Below are 14,482 nucleotides of genomic sequence, written 5' to 3'. Positions count from 1 at the left end.
CTTGCAAACAATTGCAGCAATCATTCAGATTTAATTGCGAATTCTGCAACTGTCGTCGAGATTGCCTAGGGCGGCGGTTGAGCCGCCCGAGACAGAATTGAGCTCATACGGCCCAACATGAGCAGCCGAGCGCCCCGAAGAAGCCCTTGAGATCGCCGATCGGAAGCTTGGATGTCCAGGCCCCCGCGTGATCATGTCCATGCACATTGCAGTCGGCAGCGCAGCCGCAATTGGTTGCGGCGGCGCGGCGCAGCGAATGCGCCCCGGCTCCCTCCGGTTCGCCCCAGGCGGCGTAGCCGCCGAACTTGCGGACGGGCGACCAGTCCGGCATCGCGGGGGAATGGAGGATTCATCAAACGTCTTGAAGTCGCCGCTTCCATAGACGATCCGGCCCCCGACCATCGTCAATTCCGATACGAGGAAAGAGATTTCGTCCTCTGCGCAGGAGAGGAAATCCTTGTCCGGCACCACGAGATCGGCGAACTGACCTTTTTCTATGCGTCCCTTCTTTCCCTCCTCGTTGGAGAACCATGTAACTTTCTCGGTCCACATCCGAAGCGCCGTCTCGCGATCGAGGCAGTTGGCGCGCGGATAAAGCTGCATGCCGCCGAGAGTTTTGCCGGTCACCATCCACGAAAGCGATACCCAAGGATTGTACGAAGCGACGCGGGTGGCGTCCGTGCCGGCGGAGACGTTCACCCCTTGTCCAACATCTTCCGGATGGGCGGCGTCGCTTCGGCGACCCCGTGGCCGTAGCGTTCGACGAAATATTCGCCCTGATAGGCCATGCGATGCTGGGTCGCGATGCCGCCGCCGAGAGCCGCGATGCGGTCGATGGAGCGATCCGAAATGGTTTCGGCATGGTCGAAGAACCAGTTCAATCCTTCGAGCGGAATGTCCTTGTCGACCTTCTCGAACACGTCGAGCGCGCGGGAGATCGTCTCGTCGTAAGTCGCATGCAGGCGCCAGGGCCAGCGGTTTTCGGCCAGAATTCGCACCACATCTTCCAGCTCACCTTCCATTTCCGGCGGCATGTCCGGGCGGGGCTGGCGGAAATCCTCGAAATCGGCCGCCGAAAAGACCAGCATCTCGCCGGCCCCGTTGTGGCGGAAATAGTCGTTGCCCTGCTTGTATTTGACCGACTGCGTCCAGTTGAAGAAGTCTTCCTTTTCCTGCTTCGGCTTCTGGGTGAAAAGGTTGTAGGCCAGCCTCACGGTCATCTGGTTCTCATCCGAGAGCTTCTGGATGACCTCGTAGTCGTCGGGATAGTTCTGGAAACCACCGCCTGCATCGATGACACCGGTGACGCCGAGACGGTTGAGCTCACGCATGAAATGACGGGTGGAATTGATCTGGTAGTCGAGCGGAAGCTTCGGGCCCTTGGCGAGGGTGGAATAGAGGATGCCTGCATTCGGCTTCGCGAGAAGCATTCCGGTGGGATTGCCGTGCGCATCGCGGGTGATCTCGCCGCCCGGAGGGTTGGGCGTATCCTTCGTGTATCCCACCGCACGCAGGGCGGCTGCGTTCAGCAAGGCGCGGTCGTAGAGATGCAACAGAAACACCGGGGTGTCAGGCGCCACGGCGTTGATTTCTTCAAGTGTGGGCAGACGCTTTTCGACAAATTGATGCTCGGTGAAGCCGCCGACGACCCGGACCCATTGCGGCGCGGGCGTGATCGCCACTTGGCGCTTCAGCATATCCATGGCGTCGGCCAGCGAGCGCACGCCATCCCAGCGCAGTTCCATGTTGAAGTTCAGCCCGCCGCGCACGACATGCGTATGGTTGTCGATCAGACCCGGCAGAACACGCTTTCCTTTGAGGTCGATGATCTTCGTGTTCGGCCCGGCGAGCGCCATGACCTCCGCATCGCTTCCCACCTCGAGAAACAGGCCATTCTCGATGGCGATCGCCGTTGCATTCGGATTGCCGCGATCAAGCGTGGTGACGCGGCCATTGTGAAGGATGATGTCAGGATGCATGGAAGAACCTCCGCTCTCGATGGGATCAGCGGCCTGAGCCGGCGTGAACAGATTCGGAAAGGCGAGACTCGACGCGGCGCCGAGGAAAGTGCGTCGCGTCGGCATCAGCTTCTCTCCGATTCGGTCTCGGCGCGTCGAGCAAGCTCGATCGTCTCGCCGCCCTTTGGCATATGGCCGAACATATGCGGCTTGACGTGATTTAGCCAGGACATAGCCGCAGGCTCCCTGCTCCAGAGAGACTTCGCGAGCGGGATGATCTGTTCGCCGACCAGGATGCCGAGAAGCCCGACGAGCGCGATCACCGGCGGAGCGGGCGAGCGGACATTGAGAAGGCTGTAGATGACGCCGACGAGCAGACCTGTGCCCAGGGACATGAGATAGAGTTTCATGGGATATCCTCCACGCGTTGAAAACGGCCACTCCGCCAGGGGACGCGGAGTGGCCTGTCAGCATGCTTATTTGGCGGGATTCGGACCGATGCGCTTGCCGTGCCGGACGCGCTCCTCGGCGCCGTGAACCATGGTGTAGGCGTAATCGATACCCATGCCATAGGCGCCGGAATGCTCCTTGACGAGCGTGGTCACCGCATCATAGGTCTCCTTCCGAGCCCAGTCGCGCTGCCATTCGAGCAGCACTTGCTGCCAGGTGACAGGGATCACACCGGCCTGCACCATCCGGTCCATGGCGTATTTGTGCGCATCGGCGGAGGTGCCGCCGGAAGCATCGGCAACCATGTAGATTTCGAAATCAGGACGATCGTTGAGGGCGGACAGCGCGAAGGTCGTATTGCAGACTTCTGTCCAGAGACCGGAAACGACGATCTTCTTTCGGCCTTGGGCGGCGTTCTTGTCCAAGGCGTCGCGAACATTCTGGTCGTCCCAGGAGTTCATCGAGCTGCGCTCGAGTATATCGTTGTCCGGATAGACGGCGAGCAGTTCGGGATAGGTGTGGCCCGAAAAGGATTGCGTCTCGACGGTGGTGATGGTGGTCGGGACGTTGAAGATCTTGGCGGCCTTGGCGAGGCCGACGACGTTGTTCTTCAACGTCTGGCGATCGATCGACTGCACGCCGAATGCCATCTGCGGCTGCTGGTCGATGAAAATGAGCTGGCTGTTTGCGGGGGTCAGGACTTCGAGCTTGGACATGGTTTGCTTCCTCTGGGTTTGGCCGCCATCGTCGCGGGGTCTTGAACGGGGCGCAGCGGTCGAATGGCGAGACGTTCGCGGCTCGTCTTGGCTGCTGGAAACAAACCTAAAACGAAACGCCCAGCGACGTAATTGCAATAATAATTTCGAATGAATTGCATCAACGACAATAATCTGGCCGAGACCGGAGTCGTGTCCGCCGCGACTGCGCCTACCAAACGCCGATGCGAAGACCGAAGTAGCGTCATCCGGCTTGAATCATCATGATGAGTGCAATATTCATTCGGCTAGAATTGCAATCAGTGAAACAATGAGATGAACGACTACAAAGCCCTGCGAACCTTCCTGCTCGCTGCGGAAAAGCGGAATTTCGCTCAGGTCGCTCGCGAATTGGACATGACGCCCGCCGCGGTGACGCGCGCCATCGCGGCGCTCGAGGCGGAACTCGGCGTGCAGCTTTTCGTCCGCACCACCCGACAGGTGTCGCTGACCACCGATGGCGCTATCTTCGCCGCACAGATCCAGCCTGCGGTCAAGACCCTGGAGAATGCCAGGCGCGACGTGATGAACGCGCACAAGGCGGATGAAGGGCGGCTGCGGATCAGCGCCCCGACCTGGTTCGGCAAGACGGTTCTGCCGCCCATTCTGTCAGGCTTCAAGGACCGTTATCCGAAGATGAGCTTCGAGATCTCCTTGTCCGATGGGCTCGTCAACATCGTCGACGACGACTACGATCTCGCGATCCGAATCTCGTCGCAGCCGTCGGATAAATTCACGATCTGGCGAAAGATTCGGGTGGTGCCGCGGATTCTGGTCGCCGCGCCGGGCAGCCGGTTCACCTTCATGGAGCATCCCGCCGAACTGAAGCCGGACGACTGTCTCGCCTATAGTGGCGAAAGCCGGCGGGAGAACTGGGTGTTGTCGGACGGCGGCTCGAGCATCACCATTGCCGCCGGTCGGGGGTTCAGCGCCAATGCCGGCGAACTTCTCGCCGATATGGCCGCCGACGGCGCAGGCGTCGCCCTTCTGCCCGGCTTCAACATCGCCGATCATCTCAGGAGCGGACGTCTCGTCCACGTCTTCAAGGGCTGGGCGCCGCCGGATCTATGGCTGACACTGTTCTATCCGCCCTATCAGGCCCTGCCTCCCCGGATCGCGTCCTTCTCGAAATTCTTCGAAGAACAGGTCGCCGCGCATATGGTCATGCTGGACTGATGTCCGTGCTACGCGGCGGGCGAACCGCGCCGAAGGCCCCAGATCCAGGCACGCGACCGTTTACCTCTCCGGCAACGCATTCAATTTCGCAGCCACCATCTCCTGAAGCCGCCACAGGTTTCGATCGCGGATATTTCGCTCCGCAAGATCCAACACGGTGCGATGCAGATACTCCGCACAGGATCCGGCGGGTCCGCATGCTTGGGAAATCATGTTCGCAGCCGTTTCGAGCGGCATTTTCTCCGTAAGTGGAGAGCGCTCCGAACTCGCCCAGAATGTGAGCGCGCGCCGTGAACCTGAGGCGGTCTTGACCGACACCCATCGCACCATATCGCGAGCCTCGGAATAGCGGATCTCACGCGCCATCAGCCTGTGAAGATCCTGCTGCTTGGTGGCGCAGGGCACCCTGAGCACAACGCCTGAACAACTGCCTCCAGGCAGAAGCGCCAGCATGAGGCCGGGCGCGTCGGACGTGGCCCTGAAGCGTTCTATCTTCAACGAAAAGGCGCGATGCCAGCCTGACGCCACCGCATTTTCGCTGGCGGCGACGTCGAAGCCTGGGTTCCACATCAGGGATCCATAGGCGAACACCCAGATCTCTTGATCGCCGGCCTCTTCCTCGATGCGTCTGACCAGTCCATCGAGCTCTTCAGAGGCGATCGGGGTCAAATTCGGCTCCGGGCTCTCTTCCTCGACAGGCTTGATTGTTCTGGCGACGAGTTCGGCGGTCAGACGCAACGGCGTCGGACCGCATGTCGCGGTGTTCGAACGTCTCGGCATTTAAGGTTCCGTTTAAACGATATCACCGCCGGCGCCTTGGCGCGTTTAACGGCGGCTGCAGGGTGAGCTCAGCGAGGGGCCGGGGTTTTCGATGACGGCGCGGATCTGCGAAGACGGCGGCTGCAGTGATCGGCTGCATCCGCCGCCCGACCGGTCAGCCCTTCACGAAGGCCAGCAGGTCTTCGTTCAGCACGTCGGCGTTGATGGTGAGCATGCCGTGCGAGAAGCCCGGATAGGTCTTCAGCGAGCCGTTCTTCACAGGATCCGGCGGGTCCGCATGCTTGGGAAATCATGTTCGCAGCCGTTTCGAGCGGCATTTTCTCCGTAAGTGGAGAGCGCTCCGAACTCGCCCAGAATGTGAGCGCGCGCCGTGAACCTGAGGCGGTCTTGACCGACACCCATCGCACCATATCGCGAGCCTCGGAATAGCGGATCTCACGCGCCATCAGCCTGTGAAGATCCTGCTGCTTGGTGGCGCAGGGCACCCTGAGCACAACGCCTGAACAACTGCCTCCAGGCAGAAGCGCCAGCATGAGGCCGGGCGCGTCGGACGTGGCCCTGAAGCGTTCTATCTTCAACGAAAAGGCGCGATGCCAGCCTGACGCCACCGCATTTTCGCTGGCGGCGACGTCGAAGCCTGGGTTCCACATCAGGGATCCATAGGCGAACACCCAGATCTCTTGATCGCCGGCCTCTTCCTCGATGCGTCTGACCAGTCCATCGAGCTCTTCAGAGGCGATCGGGGTCAAATTCGGCTCCGGGCTCTCTTCCTCGACAGGCTTGATTGTTCTGGCGACGAGTTCGGCGGTCAGACGCAACGGCGTCGGACCGCATGTCGCGGTGTTCGAACGTCTCGGCATTTAAGGTTCCGTTTAAACGATATCACCGCCGGCGCCTTGGCGCGTTTAACGGCGGCTGCAGGGTGAGCTCAGCGAGGGGCCGGGGTTTTCGATGACGGCGCGGATCTGCGAAGACGGCGGCTGCAGTGATCGGCTGCATCCGCCGCCCGACCGGTCAGCCCTTCACGAAGGCCAGCAGGTCTTCGTTCAGCACGTCGGCGTTGATGGTGAGCATGCCGTGCGAGAAGCCCGGATAGGTCTTCAGCGAGCCGTTCTTCAACAGCTTCGAAGACTTCAGAGCCGAATCCGCGATCGGAACGATCTGGTCGTCTTCGCCATGCAGAACGAGCGTCGGCACGGTGATCGCCTTCAGGTCTTCGGTCTGGTCGGTCTCCGAAAACGCCTTGATGCCGTCGTAATGGGCCTTGGCGCCGCCCATCATGCCCTGACGCCACCAATTCTGGATGACGCCTTCGTGAACCGTGGCGCCGTCCCGGTTGAAGCCGTAGAACGGACCTGCGGGCACATCCCGGAAGAACTGGGCGCGATTGGCGGCGAGCGCTGCGCGGAAGCCGTCGAACACTTCCATCGGCAGACCTTCCGGATTGGACGCGGTCTTGAGCATCAGCGGCGGGACCGCCGAGACGAGCACCGCCTTGGCGACGCGGCCGGCCGGCTGGCCATGCTTGGCGACGTAGCGGGCGACTTCGCCGCCGCCGGTGGAATGGCCGATATGAACGGCGTTCTTCAGATCCAGGTGTTCGGCGACGGCGAAGGCGTCGGCCGCGTAGTGGTCCATATCGTGACCTTCCGAGACCTGGGCGGAGCGGCCATGGCCGCGGCGATCATGGGCGACGACGCGGTAGCCCTTCGACAGGAAGAACAGCATCTGGGCGTCCCAGTCGTCCGAGGACAACGGCCAACCGTGATGGAAGACGATCGGCTGCGCGTCCTCCGGACCCCAATCCTTGTAGAAAATGTCAACGCCGTCCTTGGTGGTTACATAAGCCATCGTTCTGTTTCCTTTGGTGGAGGTTGTATTGGACGCAGCGTCGGCTGCGAATGTGAATACGGGTGAAAATGCGACGGTTGCGGCGGCGCCGGTGGTGGCCAGCAACATGGCGCGCCGTGTCATGGAACTGTAGTGGTCGGTCATCTTGCTCACCGCGATCTCGAAGGGCGTAACGTCAGGCAATGCTGTGTTCGTCTGACAGCTCGATACTGCGGCAAGAGAAGCCCACGCACAATTGTGGCAATAGTTTCGAGTTTATTGCGATAGTCGCAATGATCGTGCGTGATCGAAAAGAGGACCATGGACGCGCCGGGCCAACCTTCCATGATCGGGCGCGCGCGCTCCGGCTCAACACACAGCTGTCTCCAGCCATCGTCGAGAAGCAAGTCCTGGCGATCAGAATATGATCAGGGCGAAGACGTAAGATAGCACCGTCGCCATCATGCCCAGGAAGGCGAATTTTACGAAACGGAACTTTGTCCGGGCGATTGTCGACAACACGTCCGCGTTCGCAAGATATTGCTCGAACAGGTAACCTACGTTTCGCTCCTGAGCGGCCCGCCGGAAATCCTCCCGCTGCGAGATCCAATTGCCCCAGAAGAGCGAGGTCGATTTCGGGACGTGACGCGGCGCCACCGCGAAGACGGCGAACAACATCGTCAGCGTCGAGGATATCGCGAGACACGCCGACGCGATGATGGTGACGACATCGCTATCGATATAATGAGCTGCGGTAAAGGCCGCCTTCACGTCCTTCGACGTGACCAGAAGCGCCATCATGAACGTGAAGATATAGGCCGCCTTTTGATCGGATAGCTTGATCTGATCATAAAACACGTCATTTATCTTCTTTATATGGTCGAAATACTCGAGATCACCGATCGTCTGGGAGTTTCCGGCGGTTCGCGTGATCTGCATTTCGGAATGATGACTCGCCACGTCCTGCGTCTCCGATATTTGCCGTCTCTTCTACCAAAATGACAGGCGTTTCAAGAACTGAAACCGGCGACTACCAGCTTCTCGGCGATCGCGGCGCGTAGACCCGTATGAACGCGACATGTCAACAGGAGACCCTCCCACACTCTGGCAAGTTCAACGATGCAGTCGACCGTCCACTGTCGGGTTCTCACATGCAGATCGCGCTTCGCGCAATCGCCGAGATCGTTCTGACAAGCCGGGGATTTGGGAATGATGCGAAAATGCGCGCTTGCGAGCAGAAGCGCTTCGCCATGCGTCGTCGACAGGCGGGGTGATGGCCCTTAATGGCTTTTGTTCACCCGGAACCTTTCCGCGCGCTGGGCTATTCAGTCTTCATATGACTGAAAGGCAATCGCATGTGGCTGGAGGCGGCATATTGGGGCCTGGTCGGAGGATCGGCTCGTCTTCTTCTCGGCGCAGCCATCCCTTTTCTTACCCCTCTTCCCCGAGGTCTGGGGCCGTGATCGCATCGGGCGTTGCGGCTCTCGCGGGCAATATCGCCCTTCCGGGCGCCGGCTCCGACCTGATTGGCGCCGTCACCGCGCTCGCGGCGGGCGCGATCCCGGCGATGATCCCGGAAGCCTCCGAGTCCGCCCACGAATATGCCAGCCTCATCACCGTAATCGGTTTCCTCGCGACATTCGCACTCACCAAGTCGGCAGGCGGGTGATGACGACCGCCTCCAAGCCTGCCGACGACCATGGCCGCCGCCCGTACGGATATAGCAAAGGAATTTGAATATGATCGCTGCTGAAACGGCTGCAACACGAGATTTTCTCGGCCTGCGAGGCCAGGTCGCCATCGTCACGGGCGCGAGTTCGGGCATAGGGCGCGCTTGTGCGCTGGCGCTTGGTCGGGCCGGGGCGCATGTCGCCGTAAATTGCCTGCGAAGCTCGCAGGATGTCGCCGCGTCCATCGCCGCGGAGATCGACGCGACCGGAGGCTCGGCGATGGTCGTGGCCGCCGATGTCTCGGATGAGGCGGATGTCGAGCGAATGTTCGCAACCGTCGTCAAACGGTATGGAACCATGCACATCCTCATCAACAATGCGGGGATCCAATCCGGCGCGCCCTTCAGGGACATGACGCTGTCGCAATGGCGAAAGGTCATGGACGTCAATCTCGATGGCCAGTTCCTGTGCGCGAGGTCGGCTGTCCGCGAGTTTCGCAGGCGCGGCCTTCAACCCGAAATCTCCGCAGCCTTGGGAAAGATCATCTGCATGAGTTCGGTCCACCAACGTATCCCCTGGGCATTCGAAACAAATTACGCCGCATCGAAAGGCGGAATTTCTCTCCTGATGAAGTCGCTCGCCCAGGAAGTGGCGGGAGATCGCATCCGGGTGAACGCCGTCGCGCCGGGCGCAATCAGGACGCCGATCAACCGAGAGGCCTGGGAGACGCCCGAGGCGGAAAAGAGGTTGCTCGACCTCATCCCCTATGGCCGTATCGGAGAACCCGCCGATATCGCCAACGCCGTCCTATTTCTCGCCTCTGACTTTTCCGACTACATGACGGGCTCGACGATGTTCATCGATGGCGGAATGACGCTCTATCCCGGCTTTCGAGGCGAGGGTTGACCCATGAGCAAGCCGATTGAAGACTATGGCCTGATCGGCAACATGCTGTCCTGCGCCCTGGTGGCCAGGGACGGCTCGATCGACTGGCTATGCCTGCCGCGGTTTGATTCCGACGCTTGTTTCGCCGCCCTGCTCGGCACGGCCGAAAGCGGGGCCTGGCGCATCGCGCCGGTAGATCAAACCGCCGTGGTCACGCGCGCCTACCGCCCCGGCACGCCGATTCTCGAGACGACCTTCGAGACGGACGAGGGATCGGTCACGATCATCGATTTCATGCCGCTGTCGCGGGATGAGGAACATGTCAATCTCGTGCGCATCGTCCGCGGCAATCGCGGGCGATTAACGATGCGCTGCGATTTCACCCTGCGCTTCGGCTACGGAAGCACCGTACCCTGGGTTCAGAAGACCGACTTCGGCCTCCGGGCGGTGGCGGGACCGGATGCGGTGGAGTTGCATTCGCCTGTCAAACTCGTCGGCGAGGACATGAGTTCGGTGGCCGAATTTCCCGTCGAAGCGGGCGATTCGTTTGCCTTCGTCCTCGCCTGGCATCCGTCTCACCGTATTGGCGAACGCGACCTCGATCCACAGCAACGCCTGCAGGAGACCGAAGCCTGGTGGCGTGAGTGGTCCGGTCGATACGATCCCGGCATCGCCGAACCGACAAAGTGGCACGAGGCCGTACAGCGATCGCTCATCACGCTCAAGGCGCTGACCTTTGCGCCGACCGGCGGCATCGTCGCGGCGGCCACCACGTCGCTTCCCGAGGAGATCGGCGGCGAACGCAATTGGGACTATCGTTATTGCTGGATCCGCGATGCGACGCTGACGCTCTACGCCTTTCTCAATTCCGGCTATCTCGAAGAAGCCGAGGCGTGGCGAGAATGGATGTTGCGGGCCACCGCCGGCCATCCTGCCCAAGTGCAGATCATGTATGGTCTGGCGGGTGAACGCCGGCTGACCGAGATAGAGCTCGCCTGGCTGCCCGGCTATGAGGGATCCCGGCCGGTGCGCATCGGCAACGGCGCTCATGGACAGCTCCAGATCGACGTCTATGGTGAGCTGATCGATGCTCTGCATGCCGGACGCAAATACCGCTTGCGGCCGTCCAGCGAAGCCTGGGCGTTTCAGCGCGCGCTGCTCAACGACCTCAGGAATAAATGGCGACTTCCCGATCAGGGCATCTGGGAAGTCAGGGGCCCGGCGCGTCACTTCACCCATTCCAAGCTGATGGCCTGGGTCGCGTTCGATCGCGGCATAAGAGGCGTCGAAGACTTCGACCTCGACGGCCCCGCTCACGACTGGAAAGTCGAGCGGGATGCTCTCAGAACGGAAATCCTCTCCAACGGCTGGAGTGAAGCGAAGAAGGCGTTCGTGCAGAGCTTCGGCTCCGATGTGCTCGACGCCTCTCTGCTGCTGATGCCCCTGACCGGTTTTCTGCCGCCGGATGATGCGCGGGTCGTATCGACCGTGGACGCCATTCAGACGGAACTGATCGAGGACGGCCTCGTTCTGCGCTACCGCACCGAGCATGCCGAAGACGGGTTGCGCGGCAGGGGAGGGCACGTTCCTCGTCTGCAGCTTCTGGCTCGCGGACGCCTTGACGATGATGGGGCGCATCGAGGAAGCGTCGGCCATATTCGAGAAACTGCTCGGCCTTCGCAACGATCTGGGATTGCTGGCGGAGCAATATGACCCGCGGAGCCGAAGACAGCTCGGCAATTTTCCGCAGGCCTTTTCGCATCTCGGCATCGTCAACACCGCGCATAATCTCATGTCCACCCGTGGGCCGGCCGAACAGCGCGCCGATCGCGCTCAATCAACCGAGCAAGGCGTGGGATGAGATCATGGCTCATGCAGGCCGGAACAAGCCGGCAAACATGAAGGGGATGCCAGTCACGGCGGCAGAACCGAAAGCCAGCAAGCCTCCTTCGACATCGGCGCCCACATGTGGGCGCCGCTGCCGCTCTCATGTTTCGCGACGGGCGAGGCCGGCGCGTCTCCGAAGAGTCTCGCGACCGACGTCGCTGGTCCGGTCCGGCGCCGGAACCCCTAAGCCTGGCTTTGCGCCTGCATCTGGATATCCTCGAAGATCCGGATCCAGCTTCTGGCGCCCCGACGAAGCCGCTCGCTGTCGTAGCGCTCGTCGGGCGCATGGATGGCGTCGCTCGGCAGAATGAACCCGATGACCACGCATTCTGTCTGCAAGGCGTCGCTTAACTGTTCGACCAAAGGGATGGCGCCGCCCGTGCCGCGAAGAACGACGGGTGTTCGCCATTCTTTTTCGAGCCCCCGGGCCGCCGCCTTCAGATAGGGGCTTTCCTGAGACAGCACGACCGCGGAACTGCCGCCATGTCCTTCGAATTCGACGCGGCAACCTTTCGGAAGCAAGCGTTCGATGTGACTGCGAAAGCGCCGGCGGATCGTCTCCGGCGCTTGTCCGGCCACCAGGCGGAAGGACAGCCGCGCGGTCGCCGAGCCCGGCAGGACCGACCGTTCGCCTGGCCCCTGATTGCCCCCGGTAACCCCGTTGATGTCCACCGTCGGACGGGCCCACATCGCTTCGATCGCCGAAAATCCCTCTTCCGTGACGCCGCCCGAAAGATCGACATCGCCGAACAATTCGGTTTGCCCCGAGAGCTCACGCCACTGCCGGCGCACCGCTTCCGGAATAACGCGCACCCCGTCATAGAATCCGTCGATGGCGACCCGCCCCGCGTCGTCATGCAGGCTTGCCAGAATGCCGCTCAGGATCCGGATCGGATTGGCGGCGACGGCGCCGAAATGTCCCGAATGAAGATCCGGATTCGGCGCGGAAATGGTGACGCGCTCGTGGACCAGCCCCTTGAGCTGGGTCGTGATGGCCGGTTGCGTCGCCGACCACATCTCGGCGTCGCAGATGAAGGCGACATCGCAGGCCAAGTCGTTCCGGTGCGCCTCGATGAAGTCCGGCAGGCTTGGCGATCCGCATTCCTCCTCGCCCTCGAGCAGGACGATGACCTCGGCTGGAAATTCGCCATGCACGGTTTTCCACGCCCGCAAGGCTTCGATGAAGGTCCAGAGTTGGCTCTTGCTGTCGGAGGCGCCGCGTCCATAAAATCTATGGACGCCATCCTCCTCGATGACAGCCGGCTCGAAGGGAGGGTGTTTCCACTGGCCGATATCGCCTATAGGCTGGACGTCGTAATGTCCATAGAACAGCAGGCGCGGTTTTCTGCCGTTCGGCGCCATGGCCGAGCGGCCGAGAACGACCGGGTGCCCCTTCGTGCTGACCACATTCGCCATGAGCTCCATGGATGACAGCTCGCGTTTCAGCCATTCCGCAGCCTGAGCGATGCCCTCGGCGCCCGAAGGGTCGCTGGAGATCGACGGAATTGAAATCAACTCGAGCAGCTTGCCGAGAGCGATATCGAACGTGTCGTCGATATGCTTCAGCACGTCTTCCGTCTTTGGCGTGTCTTTCACGTTCATGTTCCCTGAATTTACGCTTGCGATGTCATCCATGACGCGTCGTCCTCTGCGAAGCATCGCTCACGGCGCCGTTGGCCCTGGTCTCGAGGACGCCGAGGAAACGCTCCATGTCGTCCCAGAGCTCCTTTTCGTCCTCGAGCCCGATGCTCAGCCGCAGGATGACGTCTGGGCCATTCCAGGCGGTGGCGCTGCGAAATCCCTTGATGGACATCGGCGCCGCGAGACTCCGCGTGCCGCCCCAGGAGGCGCCGATGGCGAAAATCTTCAGCGCGTCGAGCGACGCGGCGACTTGTGTGGACGCTTCCTCGGTGAAAACAATGCTGAACACGCCGCTCGATCCCAGAAAATCCCGCTTCCACAGCGCGTGATCGGAAAACGAGGCCAAAGCGGGATGAAGGACCGCCTTCACCAGAGGATGACCTTCGATCCGGCGCGCGAAATCGAGGGCAACTCGCTCGGAATGGCGAAGGCGCACACCGAGCGTTTCGAAGCCGCGCAGCACGAGCGAGGCGTCATCCGGCGAAACGCCGATGCCCATTCGACCGATCAACGAACGGATCGGCTTGATCAGGGACTCGTCCCGCACGGTGATGGAGCCCATCAGCACATCGGAATGCCCCGAAACGAACTTGGTGAGCGCCTCGGTGACGATATCGGCGCCGTGATCGAGCGGCTTGAAATTGAGGGGTGTCGCCCAGGTGTTGTCGACGCCGACCAGCGCGCCCTGCGCATGGGCGATCGCGGCGATGCGCGGCAGGTCGCTGATTTCCATCGTGGTCGACCCGGGACTTTCGCACCAGACGATCCGCGTCGATTTCCGCATCTTGGACGCGACGTCGTCCGGAGACCGCGGATCGAAGAAGTCGACCTCCACACCGAGACGATGCAGATCGGTTTCAGCCAGGTCGCGCATCGGCGGATAGGCTGTATCGGCGATCAGAATATGATCGCCGGCCGCCAGGAAAGGAAGAACCGCCAATGCGTTGGCCGCCTGCCCCGATGGCGTCAGAAATGTCCACGCGCCACCCTCGAGGCTCGTCAGCTTGGCCTCCAGCGTGCGCGTCGTCGGCGTGCCGTAGAGGCCATAGGAATAGCCTTCACGACCACGCTCGCCCCGGGACGCATAGGCGGCGGCGTCTTTGAAGACGATCGTCGAGGCGCGATGAACGCCCGCGCCGAGCGGCGCGAATCCCTCCGTCGGCACGTCGGGCGTGAGGACGCATTGGGTGAGATCGCTCATGGAAAGGCCTTTCGAAACAAACGCGGCGCACTCGCGGAAATCAATTCCGAAAATGCAAGTTTCGCGCTACTGCTATTCATTGAAGTTATTGATGTGAGAGGAGCCCGCCCTTGAACCTGAGGCAGGTGGAAGTCTTCAGGGTGGTGATGACGAATGGCACCACGGCGCGCGCCGCCGAGGTGCTGCATGTCTCCCAACCCGCCATCAGCAAGATGATCCAGGAGTTGGAGCGCTCTCTGGGCTTCGACC

The 14,482-nt window shown here is 61.4% G+C and carries 11 protein-coding genes and 3 pseudogenes; 5 read left to right on the top strand and 9 right to left on the bottom strand.

The genetic code is table 11. The annotated features are described in order from the left end of the window. Nucleotides 1-103: 103 nt before the first annotated feature. The 3 genes and pseudogenes from H2O14_RS24740 to H2O14_RS24730 form a co-directional block, all read right to left on the bottom strand. Nucleotides 104-2,084 (bottom strand): annotated as a pseudogene (locus H2O14_RS24740) (amidohydrolase). After that, nucleotides 2,084-2,368, bottom strand: coding sequence for a XapX domain-containing protein (locus H2O14_RS24735; protein WP_182830005.1), 285 nt, complete (start codon nucleotides 2,366-2,368; stop codon nucleotides 2,084-2,086). Before H2O14_RS24735 ends, H2O14_RS24740 begins: the two are co-directional and overlap by 1 nt. A 66-nt stretch (nucleotides 2,369-2,434) precedes the next feature. Continuing rightward, nucleotides 2,435-3,124, bottom strand: a complete 690-nt coding sequence (locus tag H2O14_RS24730) for a hydrolase (protein ID WP_182830004.1) — start codon at nucleotides 3,122-3,124, stop codon at nucleotides 2,435-2,437. A gap of 315 nt (nucleotides 3,125-3,439) precedes the next feature. On the opposite strand from H2O14_RS24730, the gene H2O14_RS24725 reads away from it, so the two are divergent. Further along, nucleotides 3,440-4,339, top strand: coding sequence for a LysR family transcriptional regulator (locus H2O14_RS24725; RefSeq protein ID WP_182830003.1), 900 nt, complete (start codon nucleotides 3,440-3,442; stop codon nucleotides 4,337-4,339). Nucleotides 4,340-4,399: 60 nt separating this feature from the next. On the opposite strand, the gene H2O14_RS24720 is transcribed toward H2O14_RS24725, so the two are convergent. The 4 genes from H2O14_RS24720 to H2O14_RS24705 form a co-directional block, all read right to left on the bottom strand. Next, a complete protein-coding gene (locus tag H2O14_RS24720) occupies nucleotides 4,400-5,119 on the bottom strand; it encodes a gamma-glutamylcyclotransferase (RefSeq protein ID WP_182830002.1) in 720 nt (239 codons plus the stop codon). A 68-nt stretch (nucleotides 5,120-5,187) separates the two neighbouring features. Further along, complete coding sequence (locus tag H2O14_RS24715) at nucleotides 5,188-5,979, bottom strand: gamma-glutamylcyclotransferase (RefSeq protein ID WP_182830001.1); 792 nt, start codon at nucleotides 5,977-5,979, stop codon at nucleotides 5,188-5,190. Between the two features lie 154 nt (nucleotides 5,980-6,133). Beyond that, nucleotides 6,134-6,970 (bottom strand): alpha/beta hydrolase, encoded by an 837-nt coding sequence (locus H2O14_RS24710; RefSeq protein WP_312858736.1) that lies wholly within the window; start codon nucleotides 6,968-6,970, stop codon nucleotides 6,134-6,136. 396 nt (nucleotides 6,971-7,366) lie between these two features. Further along, nucleotides 7,367-7,909: a Pycsar system effector family protein gene (locus tag H2O14_RS24705; protein WP_312858728.1), complete on the bottom strand. Its 543-nt coding sequence runs from the start codon at nucleotides 7,907-7,909 to the stop codon at nucleotides 7,367-7,369. Between the two features lie 499 nt (nucleotides 7,910-8,408). Here H2O14_RS24705 and H2O14_RS24700 point away from each other — a divergent pair, with 499 nt between their 5' ends. The 3 genes and pseudogenes from H2O14_RS24700 (at nucleotide 8,409) to H2O14_RS24690 (ending at nucleotide 11,365) form a co-directional block, all read left to right on the top strand. Then, entirely contained in the window at nucleotides 8,409-8,618 is a 210-nt protein-coding gene (locus tag H2O14_RS24700) for a hypothetical protein (RefSeq protein WP_182830000.1), read from the top strand. 70 nt (nucleotides 8,619-8,688) lie between these two features. After that, on the top strand, nucleotides 8,689-9,525 hold the full coding sequence (locus H2O14_RS24695) for an SDR family oxidoreductase (protein WP_182829999.1): 837 nt from the start codon (nucleotides 8,689-8,691) through the stop codon (nucleotides 9,523-9,525). 3 nt (nucleotides 9,526-9,528) lie between these two features. Continuing rightward, a pseudogene (locus H2O14_RS24690) lies at nucleotides 9,529-11,365 on the top strand (glycoside hydrolase family 15 protein). A 209-nt stretch (nucleotides 11,366-11,574) separates the two neighbouring features. On the opposite strand, the gene H2O14_RS24685 reads toward H2O14_RS24690, so the two are convergent. Beyond that, nucleotides 11,575-12,987 (bottom strand): M20/M25/M40 family metallo-hydrolase, encoded by a 1,413-nt coding sequence (locus H2O14_RS24685; protein ID WP_312858727.1) that lies wholly within the window; start codon nucleotides 12,985-12,987, stop codon nucleotides 11,575-11,577. Between the two features lie 31 nt (nucleotides 12,988-13,018). Next, a complete protein-coding gene (locus tag H2O14_RS24680) occupies nucleotides 13,019-14,233 on the bottom strand; it encodes a PLP-dependent aspartate aminotransferase family protein (RefSeq protein WP_182829997.1) in 1,215 nt (404 codons plus the stop codon). 146 nt (nucleotides 14,234-14,379) lie between these two features. On the opposite strand from H2O14_RS24680, the pseudogene H2O14_RS28145 reads away from it, so the two are divergent. Next, nucleotides 14,380-14,469 (top strand): annotated as a pseudogene (locus H2O14_RS28145) (LysR family transcriptional regulator); the annotation flags it as partial. Nucleotides 14,470-14,482 lie beyond the last annotated feature (13 nt).

The organism is Rhizobium sp. G21, assembly GCF_014158035.1.
Taxonomy (GTDB): Bacteria; Pseudomonadota; Alphaproteobacteria; order Rhizobiales; family Rhizobiaceae; genus Rhizobium_E.
Note: the sequence above shows the minus strand (reverse complement) of the source record. Positions and strands in the feature narration are given on the sequence as shown.

Coding starts and splice junctions, on each gene's coding strand:
- H2O14_RS24735 (WP_182830005.1), bottom strand. CDS start 2,368: ATGAAACTCTATCTCATGTCCCTGGGCACAGGTCTGCTCGTCGGCGTC.
- H2O14_RS24730 (WP_182830004.1), bottom strand. CDS start 3,124: ATGTCCAAGCTCGAAGTCCTGACCCCCGCAAACAGCCAGCTCATTTTC.
- H2O14_RS24725 (WP_182830003.1), top strand. CDS start 3,440: ATGAACGACTACAAAGCCCTGCGAACCTTCCTGCTCGCTGCGGAAAAG.
- H2O14_RS24720 (WP_182830002.1), bottom strand. CDS start 5,119: ATGCCGAGACGTTCGAACACCGCGACATGCGGTCCGACGCCGTTGCGT.
- H2O14_RS24715 (WP_182830001.1), bottom strand. CDS start 5,979: ATGCCGAGACGTTCGAACACCGCGACATGCGGTCCGACGCCGTTGCGT.
- H2O14_RS24710 (WP_312858736.1), bottom strand. CDS start 6,970: ATGGCTTATGTAACCACCAAGGACGGCGTTGACATTTTCTACAAGGAT.
- H2O14_RS24695 (WP_182829999.1), top strand. CDS start 8,689: ATGATCGCTGCTGAAACGGCTGCAACACGAGATTTTCTCGGCCTGCGA.
- H2O14_RS24680 (WP_182829997.1), bottom strand. CDS start 14,233: ATGAGCGATCTCACCCAATGCGTCCTCACGCCCGACGTGCCGACGGAG.